Genomic DNA, 21,709 nt, shown 5'->3' with positions numbered 1-21,709 from the left:
CCGGCTGCCGCTGCTCGCCGCCGGGACCGCAGGCCGCCCGGTGGACCTCCCATGTACCGCTGACGGCCCAAGGGACGCCCACGCACCTGGCGCGGGCGCCCGCCAGCCGGCCGAGGAACGCCGGGAGGCGCATCACACCGACGGGCGCAGAACGCCGCGGACGCCGACCACATCCTCTGCTGAGACGCAGCGCCCCGGCGCGCCCAGCCCCCAGACCCCGGTCACCAGCAAGCGCTCACCAGGGCAGCGGCCCATCGATGTCGGTGAAGGTGCCCGTGGGCCCGTCCGCACCGACGGCCGCCATACGCACGACGATCTCCGGGCTTTCTTCGACACTCCGGGTGCCGGTGTTGCCGCTGAGGTCGGTCCTGGTGAAGCCCGGGGCGCCGCTGAAGCGACCGGGTCGCCCCGCAGACGGCCGGCCTGCCGGAGGGCGGACGCCGGCGCGCGGTGGGACTGCGGCGGGAGGAGCGGGCCATGCTCGCCGGCGTCTCGGTCGACTACGTCATCCGCCTCGAACAGCGCCGGGCGACCCGCCCCTCGGGACAGGTCATCGAGGCACTGGCCCGCGCCCTGCGTCTCAACCCGGACGAACGCGCCCACCTGGTTCCCCTTGGCCGGACTCGCCCCGCACGGCCCGGACACGGTGCCCGCCCACCTCACACCGAGCGGGCAGCGGCTGCTGGACCGCCTCGTCGACACCCCGGTCGTCGGCCTGGACGCGGCGATGACCTTGCTCGTCGCGAACCCGTGTACGCGGCTCCGATGGTGACCCGTCCACGCTGCGCGGCTTATCACGCAACCGCGTCCGGCACCACTTCCTCGGCCCGCCCGGCCGTGTCCGCCGGGCCCCAGAGGAGCTGCGGGCTTTAAGGGACACGCATGCTCACCTAAGGGACACGCATGCTCACCGAACTGAGGTCCGTGGCCGGCCACCACCCGGCCGACCCACGCCTGCGGGAACTGATCGACGAACTGGGGATCGGACGGGTCACCTCACCTGTAAGGGTGTCGGACCGCCCCGGGCACGCCTTCCCTCGGCGGCCGGGGAGCTTCCTTGTACGCGAGTCCGCTAGAAGGTGTAACGGGTGTGGCTGAACGCCTGGCCGTTGTGCCCGAAGCCGTACGCCGTGCCGGGTGCCACCGCGAACAGCAGGTCGTCGCCCTTGCGGATACTGTCGCCGAAGCCGTGGAAGGTCCCCTCCGGGGAGGTGATGTGGTCCCCGTACTGCGTCTCGAACGCGGCGATGACCTCGTCCTGCCGCGCCGGATCCGTCACCTGCTCGGCCGTTCCCTCGATCACGATGTCGAGGCCCTCGGAGAGTGAGTTGTGCCCCGTGGTGAGTGCGCAGTGGGGATTGCCGGCCAGGTTCTTCGCCTTCTGCTCTCCCGGCCCGGTACTGAAGTACAGAGCCCCCTCGTGCCAGGCGGCGATCAGGGGCGTGACGTGCAGCCGGCCGTCCGGTCGTACCGTGGTGATCCAGAAGACCTCGGCGGCCCGCAGTTGGCGTTCGGCCTCGCCCCAGTCGGTGGCGGCGACGTCCTTGGCGCCCGGGCGCGGGTTGAGCGCGGAGCTGTAGCGGGCGTCGAGCTCGGTCCGGGGTTGTTTCGGAGTCATGCGGATTCCCTTTCGCTCCTTTTGTAACGAAGGCTACGCAGCCCGGCCCGGCGACGACGACTTGCAGGCGCTGATCGAGCCGCTGTTGCCACCATGGCCCGAGACGGCGCCCGGGCCGCAGCCGGTGGACGACCGGCTGTGCCTGCAGGGCATCCTGTACGTGCTCTGCAACGACATCAGCTGGCAGTTGCTGCCGCTGGAGCTGGGGTGCGATCCGGTCAGACCTGCTGGCGCCGACTGGGCCGGTGGCATGAGGCCGGTGTCTTCTACCGGTTGCACCGGCGCCTGCTCGCCGAAACGCACGCGGCCGACGAGCTGGACTGGTCCAGGGCCTGCGTGGATGCCATCCGCATCCGCGCGAAAGAGAGGGCTAAGCAACCGGCCCGTCGCCGGTCCACCGGGGGAAGACGGGCAGTAAGCACCATCTGATCTGCGACGGCAACCGCCGCCAACGTCGACGACGTCACCCCGACCCTGGCCCTGGTCGACAGCGTTCCGCCCGTCGCCGGAAGCAGGGCCGGCCGCACCGTCGGCGGTGTCGTACGCCAGAGGTTTCGGCGACTGCGGCCCTACGCCGGATCCGGCGTAGGGCCGCAGTGGGATTGATCGTGTGGGACTGCACGGCCCTGACTGCTGACCCTCTCGTGGGTGGACGTCAACTCCGGGAGAAGCGGGACTGCCGCATGCTGCGACTGCCGTCGGTCCGCAACGAGTTCTCCGAGATCGCCGACCGAGCGGTCAAGGACCAGATGACCTACAGCGGCTTCCTCGCCGAGCTGCTGATGGCCAAGTGCGACGCCTTTTGGCCATGGCTTGCTCGTGATCATGCCCGGGCGCCGCAAGGGACGGTGATCGACGACGCTGCGCCAGACGAGGGGTGCAGGCGCGCGCCCGGCGCGTAACGGGAGGCACGGCCCGCTCCATCCGGCTGGGGTTTCCGACGAGCCCCGAGGGCTCTCGGCGCGGTTGCAGATGGCGCACGAGCAAGCCTGATCAGCGATACTCCGAAGCAGAGCACACAGTGGGGGGGCGTGCGAAGAAGGATGCGAGCGCAGGGCAGGCCTCGCGGCTGCCGCGGCGGCGGCGCGCCGCCGGTCGGTCGTTCACAGCTATGCGGCGGCCTTGCGGCTCTGGCGTACTTACACAGCCGTCGGCTCATCCACGCTCCGTGCGGTCTCGCGCCCCGTATGCGCCCTATGCCCCCGGTTCACTCCATCAGGGCCGACCGGGCCGTTTCGCTGTCCATTCGTTCTCCCCTCTTCCACGATCGATCTACGGCAGGTGCGACGTGCGGCACATGTATGCCGCTTCGTGGTGGATGCCGCACAGGTGTCTCGCGAAAAGGGGAGGGGGAATTGGCATGCATCTGACTCCGCATGAGCAAGAGCGTCTGATGATCCACGTGGCGGCCGATGTCGCCCAGCGGCGGCGTGAGCGCGGTCTGCTGTTGAACTATCCAGAGGTCATGGCGCTGTTGACAGCGCATGTCTACGAGGAGGCGCGGGCCGGGGCGACGGTTGACGCGGTGATGGAGTCCGGGCGCCATGTGCTGCAGCGCAGTGAGGTCATGGACGGCGTGCCGGAGATGGTCGACAACGTCCAGGTCGAGGCGACGTTCCCGGACGGCACGAAGCTGGTGACCATCAGCAAGCCGTTCGACGAGGCGTCCACCGAGGTGGACGTCCATCCCGGCAAGCCGGAACTGCTGCCGGACGAGGACGAACACCGGCTGGTTTTCAACGAAGGCGCGAAGCCTGTGCCGCTGGTCGTGCGCAACCCCAAGGACCGCCCCATCCAGGTGGGATCCCACTTCCACTTCGCCGAGGCCAACGAAGGACTCAGGTTCGATCGTGAGGCGGCCCGCGGAATGCGGCTGCACATTCCGTCCGGCACTTCCGAACGGTTCGAGCCCGGCGACAGGCGCACCGTGATGCTCGTGCCGATCTCCGGCGAGCGGATCGTCCACGGGCTGCAGGCCGACAAGAGCGAAGAGGAGAAGCACCTCGATGCCGGACAGGACTGAGAAGGACAAGCCCTGGGACCCGCTGCTGCGTTCCCGGTACGCCGACCTGTACGGGCCGACCGCCGGCGACCGGATCCGGCTGGCCGACACCAATCTCGTCCTGCGCATCGAAGCGGACTGGTGCGGTGGGCCGGGGCGCAGCGGCGACGAGATGGTCTTCGGCGGCGGCAAGGTGATCCGTGAGTCGATGGGCCAGTCACACATCCCTCGCGACGACCCCCGCGAGCCGGTGGACACCGTGATCACCGGTGCGCTGATCCTGGATCACTGGGGCGTCGTCAAGGCCGACGTCGGACTGCGTGACGGCCGTATCCGGGCCATCGGCAAGGCGTACAACCCGGAGACCATGACGCCGCGCCCCAACGACGACCCTCGCGCCTCGGACTTCGTCGTGGGTCCCGAGACGGAGGTGATCTCCGGCAAGGGACGCATCCTCACCGCGGGCGGCGTCGACACCCACGTGCACTTCCTCTGCCCGAACCAGATCCACGAGGCGGTGGCGTCGGGTGTGACGACGCTGATCGGCGGCGGTACCGGCCCCGCCGAGGGCAGCACGGCCACCACCGTGACGCCGGGCAAGTGGCACATCCAGCGGACCTTCGAGGCGCTGGACGCCTTCCCGGTGAACATCGGCCTGCTCGCCAAGGGCAGCACCGTCTCGAAGAAGGCTCTGCACGACCAGGTCGGGGCCGGCGCGCTCGGCTTGAAGATCCACGAGGACTGGGGTGCCACCCCGGCGGTGATCGACACCGCGCTGACGGTGTGCGAGGAGACCGGTGTCCAGGTCGCGCTGCACGCCGACTCGCTGAACGAGGCCGGCTTCGTGCAGAGCACCTTCGCCGCAACGAAGAAGGACCGCAAGGATAAGACGGCCAAGTACCGCAGCCTGCACATTTTTCACATCGAGGGCGCCGGCGGCGGCCACGCCCCCGACATGATCAGCCTCGCGAGCAAACCCAACGTGCTGCCCGCGTCGACGAACCCGACGCGTCCCTTCACGGTCAACACCGTCAAGGAGCACGTCGACATGATGATCGTGTGCCATCACCTCAATCCGGAGGTCGACGCGGACATGGCGTTCGCCGACTCCCGGATCCGGCCCTCCACCATGGCCGCCGAGGACCTGCTGCACGACATGGGCGCCATCTCGATGATGTCCTCCGATGCCCAGGCCATGGGCCGCATCGGAGAGATGATCATGCGAACGTGGCAGACGGCGCACGTCATGAAGTCCCGCTACGGTCACCTGCGGGAGGATGACGCGCAGGCAGACAACTTCCGCGCCCGCCGCTACGTCGCCAAGTACACGATCAACCCGGCCATCACCCACGGCATCGACCACGAGGTCGGCTCCGTCGAGACCGGGAAACTCGCCGACCTGGTGCTGTGGGAGCCGAAGTTCTTCGGTGTCAAGCCGCACATGGTCATCAAGGGCGGCCAGATTTCCTACGCCCAGATCGGCGACGCCAACGCCTCCATCCCCACCCCGCAGCCCTACCTCCCGCGCCCCGTCTGGGGCTTCGAAGGCCGCGCCCCGGCGGCGAACTCCTTCAACTTCGTGGCCGAGGCGGCCTTGGACGGTGAACTCGCCGAGATCGGGCTGCTCAAACCCCGGCGCGCGATCCGCTCCACCCGGGAGGTCACCAAGGCCGACATGGTCCACAACAACGGCGTCCCGAAGATCGACATCGACCCGGACACCTTCGACGTCACCATCGGCGGCGCCACCACATCTGACGTCCGCACCACGGTCGACGGGCAGGAAGTCGGACGCAACTACGCCACCGAGCTGCCCCTGGCCCAGCGCTATTTCCTGTTCTGACCGTCTCGGCCGGAGTCTGCGCGCGCCGCGCGCAGGCTCCGACGCCCCTCCTCGTGAAAGGCACTACCGCCACCCCATGAGCCGTACCGCCCTGCTCGTCCTGGCCGACGGCCGCTTCCCCGCCGGTGGGCACGCCCATTCCGGCGGGATGGAAGCCGCCGTCGCCTCCGGCCGGGTCCACGACATCGCGAGCCTGGAGGCATTCTGCCGGGGACGGCTGCACACCACAGGGCTGGTCGCGGCCGGCCTCGCCGCAGCCGCTGCCCACGGCTACGACGCCCTCGCCCTGGACGAGGCCGCCGACACCCGCACGCCCGCACCGGCGCTGCGCCGCATCGCACGCCGCCTGGGCCGGCAACTGATGCGCGCAGCCCGGGCCACCTGGCCCAGCACCGACCTCGACCACCTCGCCCACCACCGGCCCCACGGCGCCCACCAGCCGGTCGTGCTGGGCGTCACCGCCCGCGCCGCCCGACTCACTCCACTCGACGCCGCCCAGGCTGCCGCATACGAGAGCGTCGGAGGCCCGGCGACCGCCGCGGTACGCCTGCTGAGTCTGGACCCGTTCGACGCGACCGCCGTCCTGGCGCGGCTCGCCGACGAACTCGACACCGTCGCCGACAGCGCGACCGCCGCGGCGGTGCGGACGGCGACGGAGGGGGTCGCCGCCCTGCCCGCCGCCTCGGCACCCCTGCTGGACATCACCGGTGAGCAGCACGCCGCCTGGACCGTCCGGCTCTTCGCCTCCTGACCGCCCTGACCATTGCCTGGAGCATCTCTGTGCATCTCGACCACCCCGTGACCATGCCGCACCGCCACACCCACAGCGCCGAGCCGCTTCTTGCCGACGGCAGCCGCCGCGCCCTGCGCATCGGCTTCGGCGGACCTGTCGGCTCGGGCAAGACGGCGACCGTGGCCGCACTGTGCCGCACCCTGCGCGACCGGCTCTCCATTGCCGTGGTCACCAACGACATCTACACCCAGGAGGACGCCGCCTTCCTGCGCCGCGAGGCCGTCCTGCCACCGGAGAGGATTACCGCCGTGGAAACCGGAGCCTGCCCGCACACCGCCATCCGCGACGACATCTCCGCCAATCTCGAAGCCGTCGAGCACCTCGAACAGACCCTGCACGGACTCGATCTGATTTTCATCGAGTCCGGCGGAGACAACCTCACCGCGACCTTCTCCCGCGGACTCGTCGACACTCAGGTCTTCGTCATCGACGTGGCCAGCGGCGACGACATCCCCCGCAAAGGCGGTCCCGGCATTACCACCGCCGACCTCCTCGTCGTCAACAAGACCGACCTCGCCCCCTACGTCGGCGTCGACCTGGACGCCATGAGGGCCGACACCCGCAAGCAGCGCCAGGACCTGCCGTACGCCTTCACCAGCCTCACAAGCACCGACGGCGTTCAGCCGGTCGCCGACTGGGTCATCGGTTGCCTCACCGCCTGGCACACCGCCGGATCCGCCCGATGAATGCCTCCACCGCGCAGACGCCGACCGCGATCCCGGCGCCGGTCAATGAACCCCTCAAAACCGGCGGCGGGCCACACGGCCGGCGTTCCGCCGGGCCCGTACCGGCGCACCCGTCCGCAGTCACCGCGACCGCCCGAATTCGGGCCACCCACAACGGCCGCACCACAACCGTCCCCCTCCTGCACAACGACGGCCCCTTCCACCTGCGCCGGCTACGGTCCCGCGGCGAACAGGCGCGCGTGCGCGTACTCGGCGCCATGAGCGCACCGCTCGGCGGAGACCGGCTCGCCCTGGACATCACCGTCGAGACACGCGGCCGGCTGGAGGTGACCAGCGCAGCCGCCACCATCGCCCTGCGTGGCCCCACCACCGCCCCAGCCACGTACGACGTACGGATCAGGGTGGGTGACCATGCGACCCTGTACTGGTTGCCCGAGCCATTGATCAGTACCCGGGACAGCATCCTGCACCAGACGTTCACCGTAGACCTCGCCCCCACCTCCCGCCTGCTCATGCGGGAAGGACAGCTTCTGGGCCGCTCGGGAGAACCACCGGGCCACCTCACCACCCGCCTGACCGTCCGACGCGGCGGACGACCGATCCTCGATCAGCACACCGCCTACGGCCGGCCCGCACCGGCATGGGACGGCCCCGCCGTCCTCGGAACCCACCACGCCACCGGGCAGCTCCTCCTGGTCGACCCGGTGTTCGACGCGCCTCAGGAGTCGCGTGTCATCGGCGACGATCCGGCAGAGGGACACGCGGTACTGACCCCCCTCGCCGCCCCTCAGGCCCTCATAGCCACTGCCGTCGCGCCGACACCGGCGCAACTGCGCGACCTCCTGGACAGCGCCCTCGCGTACGCCTACGAATCGCCGAGAGCCCAGGTCGAAGGACAGCGGTAGATCCATGACCGACGTGAAAGCCGAACCGGAAGGCAGGAACGTAGGACGAGCACTGATCGTGGTGGACGTGCAGAACGACTTCTGCGAAGGCGGCAGTGTCGCTGTGACAGGTGGGGCGGAAATCGCCTAACAAGTCCGGGACTTGGCCGGACGCGCGGAGGAAGCCGGGTACCAGCACGTCGTGGCAACCCGCGACCACCATGTCGACCCTGGAGACCATTTCTCCGACACCCCCGACGTCAAGACCTCCTGGCCGGTGCACTGCGTGGCCGGTACGCAAGGTGGGGACTTCCATCCGGGCTTCCTCCCTGCGGTACATGCCGGAGCCATCGACGCCGTCTCCTACAAGGGGGCTTACGAGGCCGCCTACAGCGGTTTCGAAGGCGCCGACGAAAACGGGAAGGGGGTGACTGCGTAGCTGTGGGAGGAGGGCGTCACCACCGTGGACGTCTTCGGAAGCACCACCGATCACTGCGTGAAAGCCACCGCCCTGGACGCCGCCGCAGCAAGATTCACCACGCAGGTCCTGCTCGACCTGACCGTCGGCGTGCACCACGACACGATCCAGCAGGCCTGCGACGCACTCCGGCGAGCGGGGGTCACAATGTCCGGCGTGACTGGCGGGTAGATGACAAAGCATCAGGCACCACTTGTGGCGAGCCTGCCGCTGGCGGTGTGAAGGAGTAAGGGACGGCCGGCGCGGCCGGGGAGAGTGGAGAGCCTGGCCGCCGTTGGCCTCTTCGATGGCTGGTCGGCACTGCCTGGGCGCGGCTTCGCCACCGTCGCCGAAACCACACTCTCTTTTCGTCGTTGTCCGCGAGGGCGGACGCCGCCGGGCGCGGGCCGGTTCGACGGCATGAAGCCTGTCGGCTTGGTTCACACCTGGCGGGGCCTGCTGGAGGCGCCCGGTCCCGCCGGCAGTGCCGGCGGGACCGGGCGCTCGAAGGGTGACGGGTCAGCGGGCTCCGACCTCGATGGGGGTGCTCTGGGTGGTTTCGGTGCCGATCTGGAAGGTGAGCGAGGTGCGGCCGGTGGTGTCGGGGTCGGTGGCCCTGATGGCGACGAATGCGATGGACTGGGATGTTTTGCCGGCGAGCGCGAGGTTGACCTTGGGGAAGGTAAGTGTCTGGCCGTCGGCGGAGAGCTGGCCGGGGTAGTGCTTGGCTGCTCCGTCGCCGTCGAGGACGGTCAGCATGTAGCCGGGATTGCCTTCGGCGACGAATGCGAGTCCCATGCCCGTCGGCAGGCTGACCTGGACGGTGTGCACCGGGACGGGGCCGTCGTCGGTCGACAGCCGCACTCCGGGGTAGCCGACGGGTCCGCCGGCGGACAGCTTCACGTCGGGCGGCCCGCCCGGAACGACGCTGAAGCGTGCGCCGGTCGCGCCGGTGGCGGTGTAGCGGTAGTAGATGCTGCCGATCTGGAAGGCGTCCTCGAGTTTGGTGCGGTCCCAGCTGAAGATGCTGGTCTTGCCGCTGGCGGTGTCGATGGACTGCGGCCACACCAGGAACCGGTAGTAGCCGGGCTTGTCACCCGCATCGCGCAGGTTGATCGCCTCGAGGATCCTCTTGTCGCCGGTGCCGCCGCCCTGGTGTCCCTTGACGTTGAGCTTGACCGGGTCGGGGGTGAGGCGGGAGGGCGTGCCGTCCTCGTGCAGCAGCTGCCAGTACACGTGGTCGCTGTAGTTGCTGGCCACGTCCTTCACGTCCTGGCGGGGGTTGACCAGGTCGACGATGAGTTTCTCGGCGACGTAGCCGTTGTCGGACACGTAGCCGAACCCGGCCTGGCTGTTGGGACTTCCGCCCCAGCCGGTGTCGTAGGGCAGGCGGACGAACGGGCGCCCCGCGTACCCCTTGTCCGCGTTGTAGTGCGGCCACAGGACCTCCACCGGCACGTGGGTGATGCGGGTGGTGCCGTCGTTGAGGCTGAGCCTCACGCCGAGCCGGTAGGTGCGGCTGTACTGGTTCTGCTCCGGGGCGGCGTCGACGTTGAGGTCGCCGCGCAGGGTGAAGGTGATGACGTCGGAGTCCTCCAAGAACGTCAGGTCGATGATTTCGTACTGCTCGCTGGTTCCCATCTGGCCGCGGGGGGCGACGGTGGCGGTGACGTAGGACTTGTCGTCCCGGCCGTAGTAGGCGTACTCGACCTTGCTGATCTTGACGCCTGCGGGGACGCGGATGCGGCCGTCGTAGCGGAACTCCGAATCCCAGACCGCGAACCGGTTCGCATGGCCCAGGGTCTCGATGCCCGTCTCGGCCGAGTCCGGCGCCTCGACGTCGGCCGCAGGCTCAATTGTTGTAGTCATGCCAAACTCCTATGGCTGTGATGAAGACCTGGCCTGTTCGCGAACGGCCAGGCGGAAAGAGGTGCTGGGGAAAGGCGGGGTGCCCGGCTCACGTGTGGCGGGTGAGCGGCGACCACAGCACGGCTGCTACGGGCAGCCTTGCCGCATCCCTCGGTGCGAACCGTCATCTCCTTCATGTGAGTGAATAAATGGGAAGAATGTGACGGCGCGAGGTGCCCGTGGCCGGTGCGCCGGAGTGCGGAGCGCCCTGTCCGACGGGTTGCGGGCTGCCGGCACACCGGCGTGCGCGACGCTGCGCCCCGCCTGGCGGTCCGCGGGCAGCGCCCCGGCGTGCGGGGCTGTGCCTGCCGGCACGTCGTACAGGTGGCGCCCCGGCGCAGGGGGGCGCTCGCGCGGTCAATCAGGCTGTAGAACCTGCGGAGTTGCGTGCTCCCGCGCGCCCGCCTCCGACTGGGCGCTCAACGTGTCCGAGTGATCACGAAGGGTATGGAGGTGGTTGCTGGTGCTTTCGGTGTGACCGCCGGGGCATCGGCGCCGCCCGGCACGAGAAGACATGGCCAGGGCGGGCGGGCAGCCCGCTCTTGGCGGGTGTGCCGGCGAACCGCCATCCCGACTCGACCCGTTCGGAGAACCATCATCTTGCGTGTGGACCCAGCGGCACTGCGTCCCTACCGGCTGGCCGCCGCCCCCACCAGGCGGCGGATGTCCCTGGTGGCCCGGGTGTACGGCTACCCACCGGATCACAACGCGGGTTCGGAGTGGATGCTCCACTCGATGCTCCGCCCCCTGGCCGAGCGCGGCCACGACGTGACCGTCTGGCTGTCGCACCCCGGAAAGACCGAGAAACGCTACGAGATCGACGGCGTACGCGTCGTCCCCTTCCAGGAGGGCCTGGATTTCGCCGCCCAGGCCGCCGAGGCCGACGTCCTGCTCTCCCACTTCGAAAACGTCCCGGTCCTCGCGGGACTCGCCCGCGACCGCCGGATCCCGCTCGCCGTGATCTGCCACGACAACTTCGCCACCAGCTTCCACAACGCCGCCGGCGCCGACCTCGTCGTCTACAACAGCGAATGGATCCGCCGCGACGGCGAAATCTTCTACGCCCGCTACCCCCGCGAGTTCCTGCCCCGCAACAGCATCGTCGTACGCCCCCCGGTACTCGCCGACGAATACCGCACGCAGCCCGGCGAGGCCGCGACCCTGGTCAACCTCAACGCCGACAAAGGCGGCGAACTGTTCTGGCAGATCGCCGCCTGGACCCCCGAATGGAACTTCCTCGGCGTCCGCGGCGCCTACGGCCAGCAGATCATGCCCCCACCACGCCTGCCCAACTGCGAGGTCGTCGACGGCGTCCCCGGGCAGCAGATGCGCGATCACGTCTACTCCCGCTCCCGCGTGATGCTCATGCCCAGCCTCTACGAGTCCTGGGGACGCGTCGCCATCGAAGCCTTCGCCTCCGGAATCCCCGTCATCGCCCACCCCACCCCCGGCCTCGTCGAATCTCTCGGCAACGCCGGCATCTTCGCCTACCGCGACGACCTCGGCGCCTGGATCCACGCCCTCACCGCCCTTAGAGACCCCGCCAACTGGGCCCAGGCATCCTTGCGCGCCAAGGCCCGCTCCCTCGAACTCAGCGCCGCCCCCGACCTCGACCAGTGGTGCGACGCCGTCGAAACCCTGTGGGACACCAGCCCCCGCATCAGCACCCGCCGCGCCCTCAGCCGCATATGGCGCCCGTGACGACCTCGCCTCCGTCCACCTCCTGCCCCCGGACCGCAGCGAGTCCCACGCACCGTCCCGACGGACCCTCGCAGCCGTCCACCCATCCCCGCACACGCCGCCCACTGCGCCAACCGTCGTCAGACCGGACCAGGCCGGGGACATCCGCGCAGCCGACTGCAGTACGACACCGGACCCCGCCAGCAACCAAGGAAAGGACACGCTCCATGACCAGAACACGCTCACCGAGGACACCGTCACCGAATTCGCCAGCGTGATCGAGCCGCGCTCGGCGATCGAGCCGACCGACAGCGCTCCCGTCGGCCCGTACACCCACAGTCAGCGCTTCGCCTACACCGGCAGCGTCCAGGACTTCACCGTTCCCCCCGGCGTCACCACCATCGACGCCCGCTGCTGGGGCGGTGGCGGAGGCCGAACGGACACAGGGGGCGGGGGCGGCTCTGCCACCGGGCGCATCGCCGTGGCGCCGGGGGAAATCCTGCGCATCGTCGTCGACCTGGGCGGCGGCCCGGACGGCGGCGGTGGAATGAGCGGCCTGTACAGCCAGCGGCTGGGCAAGACCCTGCTGATCGCCGGGGGCGGAGGAGGCGGCGCGGCGGTACCAGCGGCTCCGACGCACGGACCTACACCTCCGGCGGATGGACCGGAACCCCGGCACGCGGAGCGTCGGGGTCCACGGGCGGCGCGGGCGGCGCCATCTCCAGTAACAGCAGCTACGGAGGCCGTGGCGGCAACACCGGTGAGAACGGCGGCGCTCACGTCAAGGGAACCCCCGGGGGCCGGATCCCGATCCCCGGGATGGGCGGGGGCGGCGGCGCCGGCTACAGCGGCGATTCCGGTGGCGGTGCCGGCTACGCGGGTGGCGGTGGCGGCCTGTTCGTCGGTGGGGGCGGCAATTTCGCCAGTGGCGGTGGGGGCGGCAGTAGTTTCGTTGGTGGCCATGGCGTAACCGAGGGCCGGACCGTGCCCGGGAACGGGACACGGGCAGGTGGCAAGGACGACCCTCTGTACCAGTCGCCGGTCGGGGATGCCGGCCACCGTGGCCAGGTGGTCCTGCAGTGGTCGGAGTTCAGCGGGCGGTCCGCCGGACGTGCAAGTGCGGCAGGAAGGAGGTCCGCGCGCTCGCGGGCAGCCCGGAGGCCGTCGCCGCCCGGGAGGAGGCGGAGCGGAACCTGCGTAACATCGTGGAGACGTGTGCCGAACACACTCCCCTCGCCCTCGGCCTGGTGGTGGTGCATGACGAGTGCATCGGTGGACGGGCGAGGAGGTGGCTGGACCCGGACGGTGAGGAACCGTACAAGATCCGGTGTTCGATGCGGGTCACCGCGTATTACGGCGCAACCGGAACGCATTGTCTCCGTCCTTGACGGCATACTCGCCGTCGGCGACCGCACCGGCTCGGGAATTGCGTTCACTCACCATGTCGACGGGCCGCTGGTCGACCAGTACCGGGGCGGACGGGACCAGGAGCCGGAAGCGCCCGAGCTTTCCGCCCCGGGGCAGACCCTGTCGTGGGACCCGGTGCGAGACGACCGGCCCTACCTGGTGATCGAGGAGCCCCAGGAGTGCCCCGCCGGTGATCTTCCCCTGACCCGCTGTGTGCGGGATCCGGAGTCCGGCACGGTAGCCGCTGTCCGCAAGCGGCACGGCATGGTGTTCAGACTTGCTCTGACCGCACCGGATTACTACCGGGTGCTGAAGAAGGGATAGTCGTAGGCCGCATAGGAGAAGGCGCCCGGGCGCGGCTGATCATGGCGCGGCGGGTTACGCGGAGTGGTCCAGGCCCGCCAGGTGGAGGCTGACGGTGCGCAGTGTCCGGCGGGCTTCGCGGTCGTAGACCTGGGGATGCGCACGCGAGGGGCGCCGGACGTTGAAGTAGCCGCCCGTGGTGTCGTCCGGGGTGGTGAGCGCGACCACCGCCTCGGCGCCGCTGTCCGCCGAGCCGGCGGGACTGATACCGGCCCTGCGCACCATCGTGGTGTCGAGATGGGTGCCGGGGTGGAGGCAGTGTGCCGTGATGCCCGCTCCCGCGTACTCCTCGGCCAGGTCGAGGGTGAGCATGGCCTGCGCCACCTTGCTCCGCCCGTACGCGCGATAGCCGTTGTAGCCGTGCTCGAGCATCAGGTCGTCGAAGTCGAGCGCGTCCTGGGCGGCGGAGACGACGTTGACCACGCGCGAGGGCCGCCGTGCGCCCAGCCGGGGCAACAGCAGGTGGGTGAGCAGGAAGTGGGCGAGGTAGTTGATGCCGAGATGGCGTTCGTGGCCGTCCTTGGTCACCTTGCGCGGACCGTCGGGTTCACTGATGCCCGCGTTGCAGACCAGGACGTCGAGGTGGGGGTGCTCGGCCCGCACCCTCTCGGCCAGCGCGCGGACCTCGGCAAGGGAGTCGAAGTCCGCCTTGAGGAAGGTCGCCGAGCCGCCCGCGCGCTCGACGTGACCGGTGACGGCCTTGCCCCGGTCTGTGCTGCGGCCGTGCACGAGCAGGTGGACGCCCGGGGCCGCGAGTCGTTCGACGACCCGGCGGCCGACCCCATCCGTCGCGCCGGTCACGAGGATGGTGCGTTCTTCAGTCATGGATGATTGCTCCTCCTGACAACGGTGAACCGTAGGACTCCTACGGTTATGTTACGTAGGACCCCTACGGTTAGCGAAGGGCCGACGGAGATGCAGCAGGGACCTGCGACAACGCCCGCGCGACGACGACGTGCCGACGCCGAGCGGAACCGGGCGCGACTGATCACCGCGGCGCAGAGAGCCATCACCGAGACGGGCGTGCGGGTCAGCCTGGAGCAGGTCGCGCGTGACGCCGACGTCAGCATCGCGACGCTGTACCGCCACTTCCCCACACGCGACGCGCTGATCGAGGCGGTCTACCGCCAGACGATGTCCTCACTCGTCGACGAGGCTTCCCGGCTGTCGGGGGAGCGCGACGCCGTGGCGGCGCTTCGCGAGTGGCTGCTGCTGTTCGTGGACTTCCTCGACACCAAGAAGGGGATGTCCGAGGCCCTCGGCACGCTCATCGGCGGCACCGGCGCCGTGTACGGCGAGTCCTCGGCGCGCCTCGCGTCGGCCGCCGCCGAACTGGTCGGCCGGGCGACACGGGCGGGAGGGATCCGCCCGGACGTCGAACCGCTCGATCTGCTGCGCGCCCTCGGCGGCGTGGCGAACGTCAGCCCGGACCCGGACTGGAAGCGGTCGGCGACACGCATGGTCGATGTCCTGATCAACGGTCTGCGCGACCGGACCGCAGTACTTCCTCCACGCTCCGGCGCGGCGGTCCCGTCAGCGTCCTCAAAGGGCAAGGCCTAGTGACCTGAGTCGGAGATTCGCCATTGGTTCGGTATGAGTCGTCCGGGTCCGAAGATTCCGCCGCTGTCACTGACTCATGCCCAACGGGCTGTGCTGGAGGGCTGGGTGCGTCGTCGCACGACGGCTCAGGCGCTGGCCCAGCGCTCGCGGATCGTGCTGGAGTGCGCCGACGGGCACTCGATCATGGAGGTGTCACGCCGGCTGCAGGTCACGCCGGACACGGTCCGCACCTGGCGGCGGCGTTTCCTCGAACGGGGCCTGGACGGCCTGTCCGACGAGCCGCGGCCCGGTGTCCCGATGACCAGCCCGGGTGCGGCCATCGTGCCGACCGCGTCGGACAGCGCGATCGCCGCGCCCTGCGCCGTCGCCGTCAGGCGGGTGGTTCCGGGAGGAACGTGGCCAGCGAAGTCTGGGAGCGCACCAGCAGCGGGACGACCAGCCGCCGTCGGCGCGCCGGTGCAAGCCGGCCACCGCGGCCGGCCTGGTGCCGGCCGGCCGCGGCTCCGGTCTGGTGATCGCACCCTCCATGCGGTGACGACGCTCACTGCGTTCCGAGGTCGTGAGCGGTGCCGTCGGAGACGGCCTGTAGTTTGTCCGGGTTGGCCACGTTATGGATGGCGGTGATACGGCCGTCGGCGTCGAAGTCGAAGGTGACGGTGGCGATCACGCGTCCCGGTCCGCGGAACACGATGCCCGGCCCACCGTTGATCTCGACGAGTTCGGCTTTCATCTCGGCAGGCTCGACGCCCTGATAGGTGACGGTGCCGATGGCCGCGAACCAGGCGGCCACCGTGGCCGCGCCCACAACCGGGCTCAGGGCCTGGCGGACCTTGCCGCCGCCGTCGGTCCACAGGGTGACGTCCGGGGAGAGCAGTTCCAGCAGCGCGTTGACGTCCCCGCCGGTCGCGGCGGCGAAGAACCGCTCGGTGGCCTCACGTTGCCGCGATCGGTCGGCGGCGAAGCGCGGCCGTCGGGCCCGTACGTGCTCGCGGGCTCGGTGCGCGGCCTGCCGGACCGCGGCCTCGGAACGCTCCACCGCCTCGGCGATCTCGGCGTAGTTGAAGTCGAAGACCTCCTTCAGCACGAACACCGCGCGTTCCAGCGGGCTGAGCGTTTCCAGCACCACCAGCATGGCCATCGACACCGACTCGGCCTCCGTGACGACCTCGGAGGCGTCTCCTCCCGTGAGAACAGGCTCCGGCAGCCACGGCCCCACGTACGTCTCCCGCTTGTGCCGGGTGGAGCGCAGTCGTTCCAACGCCAGGTTCGAGACGATCCGGGTCAGGTACGCCTTGGGGTCGGCCACCTGCGAGCGGTCCGCGGCAGACCACTTGATCCAGGCGTCCTGGACCGCGTCCTCGGCATCGGCCGCGCTGCCGAGGAGGCGGTAGGCCACGGAGAACAGCAGCCGCCGGTGCTCGTGGAAAACTTCCTGACCGGGGTCGAGTTCGGGGTGGGCGGGCAGGTCGGTCACTTGGCCTCCGGGTTGCGGGTGAAGCGGCCCCCGCGGGGCCAGAAGGCTCCCGAGGCCGGCATCTTCTTCATACGGCCGTAGGTCGGCCAGGGCGAGGCGGTCACCGTCTCCTTGTAGCGGACGGCCATGCGGCCGGTCAGGCAGATCCGGCGCGGGCTGTCATCGGGCCGGGTGAACTGCACCACGGCGTCTCCGCGTCCCAGGCTCACCGGCGTGTGGTAATAGCCGAACCGGAACGGCTTGGGCCGCCTGCCCCTGAGCACCCGGTCGATCGACAGCGCGGCGTGCACCCCGGTCGGCATGCCGCCCTGGCAAGTGCCGTGCATGAGGCCGTAGCCCTGGCGGATCGCGGCCGCGTCGCCGATCGCGTACACCTCGGGGTGGGACACCGACCGCAGCGCGGCGTCGGTGACGATGCGTCCGTGCTGGTCGACGTCCAGCCCGGCGGCGGCCGCCAGCGGCGACACCCGCGTGCCGCTCGTCCACAGCACCGCGTCGGCGGCGACGTTCTCCCCACCGGCCAGTTGCACCGCGTCGGGCAGCACCTTCACCACCTCGACGCCGGCGCGTACCTGGACGCCCAGCCGGTCGAGCGCGGCGTGCAGATACGCCTTGGGCTTCGGGGCCATGGCCGAACCGGGCTCCTGCCTGCCCAGCAGCACCACGTTCAACTCCGGGTGTCTCTCGGCGATCTCCGCGGCCGACTCGATGCCGGTCAGCCCGCTGCCCGCGACCACGACCGTGCCGCTGCCGAGCCGCGCCAGCCGGTTGGCCAGCAGTTCGGCGTCCTGGGCGCTGCTCAGGGTGTACGCGTGGTCCTCGGCCCCCGGCACCGCCGAGGTGTCGGCGACGCCGCCCAGCCCGTACACCAGCGTGTCGTAGGCCAGCACCCGGTCGTCGTCGATCCGCACGGTCTTCGCGTCCGCGTCCACCGCCGTCACCCACCCGCGCACGAACTCCGCGCCCGTACCCTCCAGCAGCTGAGGGATGCTCAGCTCGGCGAGCCGCTGCCCGGTCGCCGTCATGTGCAGGCGCATACGCTCGGTGAACCGCTCTTGCGCGTTCACCAGGGTCACCTGCACGTCCTCGCGCCGCTTGACCCGGGCCGCGAGCTGGATGGCCGCGGCCATGCCCGCGTAACCCGCCCCCAGGATCACCACGCGGTGCGCGGTCGCCGTGCCGGTCCCCTGCCGTGTACTCATCGCTGCTTCCTCCTCGGCTGCGCTTGCTGACGTCCACCAGATGGGAGCAGACAGCCCGCCTGTGACATGAGCCGGATGTGATGCGCGACACAGCCCTTCTGTGGGCCGGCCGGTACCTGGCATCAGTTCGACATCCGCGGCGCGCGGGCTGGTTCAAGCGCTGTCGGATGTCCGGCGCAGAACCAGGGAGAGGAAGCCGAAGGCGTCCCGGTAGACACGCAGCCATTCGGTGCGCCGGGCCGTGGCCGTCTCGAGCACCTGCGCGGTGTCGGGGCGGTCAGGGTGATCGAGGGCCCAGGCGGCCAGCGAGCCCCAGCAGGCCCACTCGTAGTCGTCCAGCTCCTGGCGCGTGCTGATGTGGCCGTCAATGGGAGTCCAGCCGTCGGCGACGACACGGTCCACGGGGTCGCCAGGTCGGTGAAGTTACCGAGCATCTCGACGGCCTCCTGCGACGGGGGCCCTTCCCAGAAACCGTCACCGATGAGGACACGGTGCCGGGAGCCAGGCGCGCGCGGGCCGCGGCAAGGGTGGGGAGGAAGCCGCCGAAGGCGTGCGCGGCCCCGGAGCTGAGCACAACGTCGAACGGCTGCTCGGACACGAACTCTTCGGCTTTTCGGTGATGCAGGACGAGGCGGTCTCGGACGCCGAGGCCGAGTGCCGCGCCGGCCGAGTGCGCGAGGGCGGTCTCGGGGATGTCCACGCCCTCGGAGTGCGCATCCGGTCGTGTGGTCAGGGCGCGCAGGAGCCATTCCCCTCCGCCGCAGCCGAGGTCGAGCACCCGCTCGTCGCCCTGTTTTGAGGCCGCGTTCCAGCAGGCGGCGCACCGAGCCGTCGTCGAGCGGGGACCTGATCGGGTGTTCGGCATGAGCGATGTGGGACATCTGTTTGCGATTCACCGGGGCAGCGTGCCAACGACACAGCGTGCGCGCACCTCATTAGCGGCGGACTCCTGTTCCGCGCGGGACAACTGGCGTCGGCTGACGCTCACGGATCCGGACCGGCTCACGGGACGAGGACGGCAACGACCCGGTTGATCATGTCCTCGCGCGCGTTCACGGGGGTGGGTGTGTAGGACAGCACGAAATGGTGGTCAGGAGATCGTTCTCGGGTTCCACGGCCTGTGTCTCGCGAAGCCTGTCGATGACGACTGGGACATGGGCAGTCTGTACGGCGACGGCAGCATCGACTGTCGGGCAGCCTAGGAGTCCCACGTGCGAGGCAAACTGAGCATCCAACTGTGTGACAGCGACGGCCCACGCTCCCGACTGCGCGACTCCTACCGAAGAAGTCAAGCGGTGTCCTCTGCGGGTGTGCACCCCTGGTCACCCGCGCTTCCGGTCGCCGCACACCGCCCGGTCCAGCAGGCGGACCGCGGCCTCCGCCTGCTCGAGGAAGCGCTTCTCGTCACCGAAGCGCGTGGTGAAGACAGCGGCCGCGGCCGACACCCGGCCGTCGGGCGTGACGGCGGTCTCGGAGGCGGTGCCGAAGGACGTGCCGCCGTGGTACCAGATCCCGCTCCCGCAGCCCTCGGCCGGGCGCCAGGCGAGGCCGAGCCCGTAGCGGGTCCTGCCGTCGGCGGCGTAGCCGGGCGCCGGGACGGTGGTGCGCATCTGCTGCAGCTGCTCCGGCGGCAGCAGCCGGCCGCCCATCAGGGCGCGCAGGAAGGTGTTCATGTCGCGGGTGGTGCTGATGATGCCGCCGTCCGCGCCGCCGCCCACGGCCAGCGTGGTGTCGGTGAGGTCGTCCCGGCCGGGGAACTGCGTGTACGCGGTGGCCGTCGGCATCGGCACGTACGGCGAGGTGTCCGGTATCAGCGTGCGGCGCAGCCCCAGCGGCTCGATGATCCGGTCGTGCACCTCCTGCGCCCAGGGGTTGCCGGTGGCCTTCTCGATGACCATCCCGAGCAGCACGTAGTTGGTGTTGGAGTACGCCCACTGCGTCTCGGCGCCCGGATCGTCCGCGTCCGGCAGCCAGCCGGGGGCGCGCTCCATCGCCGCGGCGACCTGCTCCTCGGGGGTCTGCGAGCGGAACCGCTGTGCGTGGAAGCGCTCGGGTGTCAGCTCCGCCGGGTCCTCGAAGGCGATGTCCGTGTAATTGGCCAGGCCGCTGGTGTGCTGGAGCAGGTTGCGCAGGGTGATGCGGCTGCCGTCGTTGCCGTTGCCGGCCACCACTCCGGGCAGCCACTGCTCGACGGTGTCGTCCAGGCGCAGCGTGCCCTCGCCGACGAGCTGGAGCGCGGCCACGGCCGTGAAGGTCTTGGTGTCGCTGCCGATGCGGTAGTAGGCGTCGAAGGGCACCCGGCCCCCGTCCTTCAGGCTCGCGGTACCGGACCGGGCCTGCGTCTCGCTCCCGGCCGCGTCCCGGGCGAGCACCGTCAGCCCGGTGGCTCCCGTGTCCCGTACCGCGTCCGCGTCCCGCTGCAGCCGCGACCGCACGTCCCCGCCGGCGGCGCCCATGGCCTCGGCCGTGGTGCCCGGCCCGAGAAGCGATGCGGCCCCCATTGCGACGACCCCGGCCACGGCCAGCCCCGCACGCCACCGTCCGGACCGGCCCCACCGCGCACTCTTCGTGATCTCCATGGCTGTAACGCTACGGAGGACCAGCACCGCAAACCATCCAGCTGGCTGCCCGGACGGGGATGGTGCTGGCCCCCGACCATCCGGCCGTCCCTCCTCTTCGCCGCACCCCCCACGGTCTACCGCAGGTTCGCTCAGTGGAGCCGGGACCGGCTCTGGGCCGGGCTCTGCCGCGTGATCCTCGACGAACTCGGCGTGCGAGGCGAGCTGGGCCGGTCGCGGTGCGCGACCGCCGAGGGTGGTGGTGTCGAAGAGTGAAGTGACGTTGCCTGCGTCGTCCTGGGTGAAGGCGAGGTCCTGCAGCGGATAGCTGTCGATGTCGTCGGTCACTTTGATTCCGGTGAGGCGCCGGGTGCCCTTCTCGTAGGAGTTGGTGACGTAGATCAGCTTTTCGCCGGTGCCGAGCCAGAGCTCACGGAGGTCGCCCTGTGGGGAGAAGTTGGCTTTCTGCAGGTAGTAGGAGGATCCCCTGGTGGTGATCTGTTGGCCGGTGGCGTTGTATTTGGAGGCTGGACGAAGACGTTCACCGACCCGCGGCTCTGCGCGGCCGTCGTCGACCGGCTCACCTTCAACGGCACCATCATCGAGACCGGCACCGAGTCCTATCGCCTCGCCCAGACCAAGGCCAAGCAGCAGGCGAAGAAATAGCCCTCACAGATGACCGGTCACTCTCTGGATGTGGATCACGGCTACCGGCGACCTTGGCGATCGAGGTAGTCGACCAGTTTCGCTTCGCTGCGGCGCAGTCGAACAGACTCGTCCTCAGGCAGGGAGCCCAGTGCGTCGACGAGGACACGTGTTCGGGGAATGTGGACCATCGCACCGGAGTAGATCCGGCACCCGGAGCACCATGCCAAGCCGACGCACCGCTCAAACATCGAGGACTCAGGCGGATAGAGACGGAACTGGTAGGAGCGGACTGCTGTCCCGCAGGCAGCACAGCTTCGGCAATCACCGTCCATGACCGTGTCCGAGGTCGCGACCTTGACCCAGTGCCGCCGACCAGCCGGTGCTCTTCAAGTCGTCATGCGCAGCATTCTCTCGCATGGCCCATCAGCCCACCTCAACAGCCCCACAACTACCCGGGCTGGTCCTGCTGGGACCGGAAGCCGGAGCCACTTCAGGCCGGAACAAGCGCTGTTTCAACCACGGCCGTGGGGCCAGCCCAGACCGATAATCTGGGGCCACTTCGCGCCGTTAACGCCACGGGACAGCATCGTCACCGCGCCGGCCATCGCGCTGTGCGCAAGCTGCTG

The 21,709-nt window shown here is 69.9% G+C and carries 17 protein-coding genes and 6 pseudogenes; 15 read left to right on the top strand and 8 right to left on the bottom strand.

Translation table 11 applies throughout. The annotated features are described in order from the left end of the window. Positions 1–235 precede the first annotated feature (235 nt). Positions 236–382: pseudogene (locus CCN29_RS21125) on the bottom strand (short-chain dehydrogenase); the annotation flags it as partial. Positions 383–396: 14 nt separating this feature from the next. Here CCN29_RS21125 and CCN29_RS21120 point away from each other — a divergent pair. Continuing rightward, a pseudogene (locus tag CCN29_RS21120) lies at positions 397–978 on the top strand (MmyB family transcriptional regulator); the annotation flags it as partial. Positions 979–1,072: 94 nt separating this feature from the next. Here CCN29_RS21120 and CCN29_RS21115 read toward each other — a convergent pair. Next, positions 1,073–1,618: a pyridoxamine 5'-phosphate oxidase family protein gene (locus CCN29_RS21115; RefSeq protein WP_086683709.1), complete on the bottom strand. Its 546-nt coding sequence runs from the start codon at positions 1,616–1,618 to the stop codon at positions 1,073–1,075. Here CCN29_RS21115 and CCN29_RS21110 point away from each other — a divergent pair. From CCN29_RS21110 to CCN29_RS21075, 8 genes and pseudogenes are all read left to right on the top strand, one after another. After that, positions 1,617–2,036 (top strand): transposase, encoded by a 420-nt coding sequence (locus tag CCN29_RS21110; RefSeq protein ID WP_086683706.1) that lies wholly within the window; start codon positions 1,617–1,619, stop codon positions 2,034–2,036. The two genes, CCN29_RS21115 and CCN29_RS21110, sit on opposite strands and share 2 nt — an antisense overlap. A 259-nt stretch (positions 2,037–2,295) precedes the next feature. Further along, positions 2,296–2,415 (top strand): annotated as a pseudogene (locus tag CCN29_RS34985) (IS21-like element helper ATPase IstB); the annotation flags it as partial. A 563-nt stretch (positions 2,416–2,978) separates the two neighbouring features. Then, positions 2,979–3,641 carry an urease subunit gamma gene (locus CCN29_RS21100; protein ID WP_078883031.1) on the top strand — a complete coding sequence of 221 codons (663 nt, stop codon included), beginning with the start codon at positions 2,979–2,981 and terminating at the stop codon, positions 3,639–3,641. Continuing rightward, positions 3,625–5,463 (top strand): urease subunit alpha, encoded by a 1,839-nt coding sequence (locus CCN29_RS21095; protein ID WP_086683703.1) that lies wholly within the window; start codon positions 3,625–3,627, stop codon positions 5,461–5,463. Before CCN29_RS21100 ends, CCN29_RS21095 begins: the two co-directional genes overlap by 17 nt. A 76-nt stretch (positions 5,464–5,539) precedes the next feature. After that, positions 5,540–6,214 (top strand): urease accessory protein UreF, encoded by a 675-nt coding sequence (locus CCN29_RS21090; RefSeq protein ID WP_031023223.1) that lies wholly within the window; start codon positions 5,540–5,542, stop codon positions 6,212–6,214. A 29-nt stretch (positions 6,215–6,243) separates the two neighbouring features. Continuing rightward, positions 6,244–6,942: an urease accessory protein UreG gene (gene ureG / locus CCN29_RS21085; protein WP_031023224.1), complete on the top strand. Its 699-nt coding sequence runs from the start codon at positions 6,244–6,246 to the stop codon at positions 6,940–6,942. Positions 6,943–7,079: 137 nt separating this feature from the next. Then, on the top strand, positions 7,080–7,847 hold the full coding sequence (locus CCN29_RS21080; protein ID WP_228731573.1) for an urease accessory protein UreD: 768 nt from the start codon (positions 7,080–7,082) through the stop codon (positions 7,845–7,847). A 4-nt stretch (positions 7,848–7,851) separates the two neighbouring features. Then, positions 7,852–8,475 (top strand): annotated as a pseudogene (locus tag CCN29_RS21075) (isochorismatase family protein). Between the two features lie 327 nt (positions 8,476–8,802). Here the strand turns inward: CCN29_RS21075 and CCN29_RS21070 are convergent. Then, on the bottom strand, positions 8,803–10,152 hold the full coding sequence (locus tag CCN29_RS21070) for a hypothetical protein (RefSeq protein WP_086683700.1): 1,350 nt from the start codon (positions 10,150–10,152) through the stop codon (positions 8,803–8,805). 702 nt (positions 10,153–10,854) lie between these two features. Between CCN29_RS21070 and CCN29_RS21065 the strand changes: the two genes are divergently transcribed. The 3 genes from CCN29_RS21065 to CCN29_RS35410 all read left to right on the top strand — a co-directional run bounded on the left by CCN29_RS21065 (position 10,855) and on the right by CCN29_RS35410 (position 13,602). Then, positions 10,855–11,892, top strand: coding sequence for a glycosyltransferase family 4 protein (locus CCN29_RS21065; RefSeq protein ID WP_051792178.1), 1,038 nt, complete (start codon positions 10,855–10,857; stop codon positions 11,890–11,892). Between the two features lie 1,058 nt (positions 11,893–12,950). Continuing rightward, the gene (locus CCN29_RS21060) at positions 12,951–13,259 is read left to right on the top strand and encodes a hypothetical protein (RefSeq protein ID WP_086683697.1); all 309 of its coding nucleotides are present in this window, start codon (positions 12,951–12,953) and stop codon (positions 13,257–13,259) included. Positions 13,260–13,413: 154 nt separating this feature from the next. Then, entirely contained in the window at positions 13,414–13,602 is a 189-nt protein-coding gene (locus CCN29_RS35410; protein WP_143661353.1) for a hypothetical protein, read from the top strand. A gap of 54 nt (positions 13,603–13,656) precedes the next feature. Here the strand turns inward: CCN29_RS35410 and CCN29_RS21055 are convergent, their stop codons facing one another. Beyond that, positions 13,657–14,466, bottom strand: coding sequence for an SDR family NAD(P)-dependent oxidoreductase (locus CCN29_RS21055; protein WP_086683694.1), 810 nt, complete (start codon positions 14,464–14,466; stop codon positions 13,657–13,659). Between the two features lie 90 nt (positions 14,467–14,556). Between CCN29_RS21055 and CCN29_RS21050 the strand changes: the two genes are divergently transcribed. Together CCN29_RS21050 and CCN29_RS36080 are read left to right on the top strand one after the other, a co-directional pair. Next, the gene (locus CCN29_RS21050) at positions 14,557–15,201 is read left to right on the top strand and encodes a TetR/AcrR family transcriptional regulator (RefSeq protein WP_052034387.1); all 645 of its coding nucleotides are present in this window, start codon (positions 14,557–14,559) and stop codon (positions 15,199–15,201) included. 183 nt (positions 15,202–15,384) lie between these two features. After that, on the top strand, positions 15,385–15,825 hold the full coding sequence (locus tag CCN29_RS36080) for a helix-turn-helix domain-containing protein (RefSeq protein ID WP_234315863.1): 441 nt from the start codon (positions 15,385–15,387) through the stop codon (positions 15,823–15,825). Here the strand turns inward: CCN29_RS36080 and CCN29_RS21040 are convergent. The 4 genes and pseudogenes from CCN29_RS21040 to CCN29_RS21025 all read right to left on the bottom strand — a co-directional run bounded on the left by CCN29_RS21040 (position 15,743) and on the right by CCN29_RS21025 (position 20,378). Beyond that, positions 15,743–16,675: an RNA polymerase sigma-70 factor gene (locus CCN29_RS21040; RefSeq protein ID WP_006134108.1), complete on the bottom strand. Its 933-nt coding sequence runs from the start codon at positions 16,673–16,675 to the stop codon at positions 15,743–15,745. The two genes, CCN29_RS36080 and CCN29_RS21040, sit on opposite strands and share 83 nt — an antisense overlap. Then, complete coding sequence (locus tag CCN29_RS21035) at positions 16,672–17,877, bottom strand: NAD(P)/FAD-dependent oxidoreductase (protein ID WP_086683691.1); 1,206 nt, start codon at positions 17,875–17,877, stop codon at positions 16,672–16,674. Before CCN29_RS21035 ends, CCN29_RS21040 begins: the two co-directional genes overlap by 4 nt. 153 nt (positions 17,878–18,030) lie before the next feature. After that, positions 18,031–18,773, bottom strand: a pseudogene (locus CCN29_RS21030) (SAM-dependent methyltransferase). Between the two features lie 426 nt (positions 18,774–19,199). Then, a complete protein-coding gene (locus tag CCN29_RS21025; protein WP_006133050.1) occupies positions 19,200–20,378 on the bottom strand; it encodes a serine hydrolase domain-containing protein in 1,179 nt (392 codons plus the stop codon). 570 nt (positions 20,379–20,948) lie between these two features. Here CCN29_RS21025 and CCN29_RS21020 point away from each other — a divergent pair. Then, positions 20,949–21,101, top strand: a pseudogene (locus CCN29_RS21020) (ATP-binding protein); the annotation flags it as partial. Positions 21,102–21,709: the final 608 nt, after the last annotated feature.

The sequence above is a fragment of the Streptomyces pseudogriseolus genome (assembly GCA_002154585.1).
Classification (GTDB): Bacteria; Actinomycetota; Actinomycetes; order Streptomycetales; family Streptomycetaceae; genus Streptomyces; species Streptomyces pseudogriseolus.
Note: the sequence above shows the minus strand (reverse complement) of the source record. Positions and strands in the feature narration are given on the sequence as shown.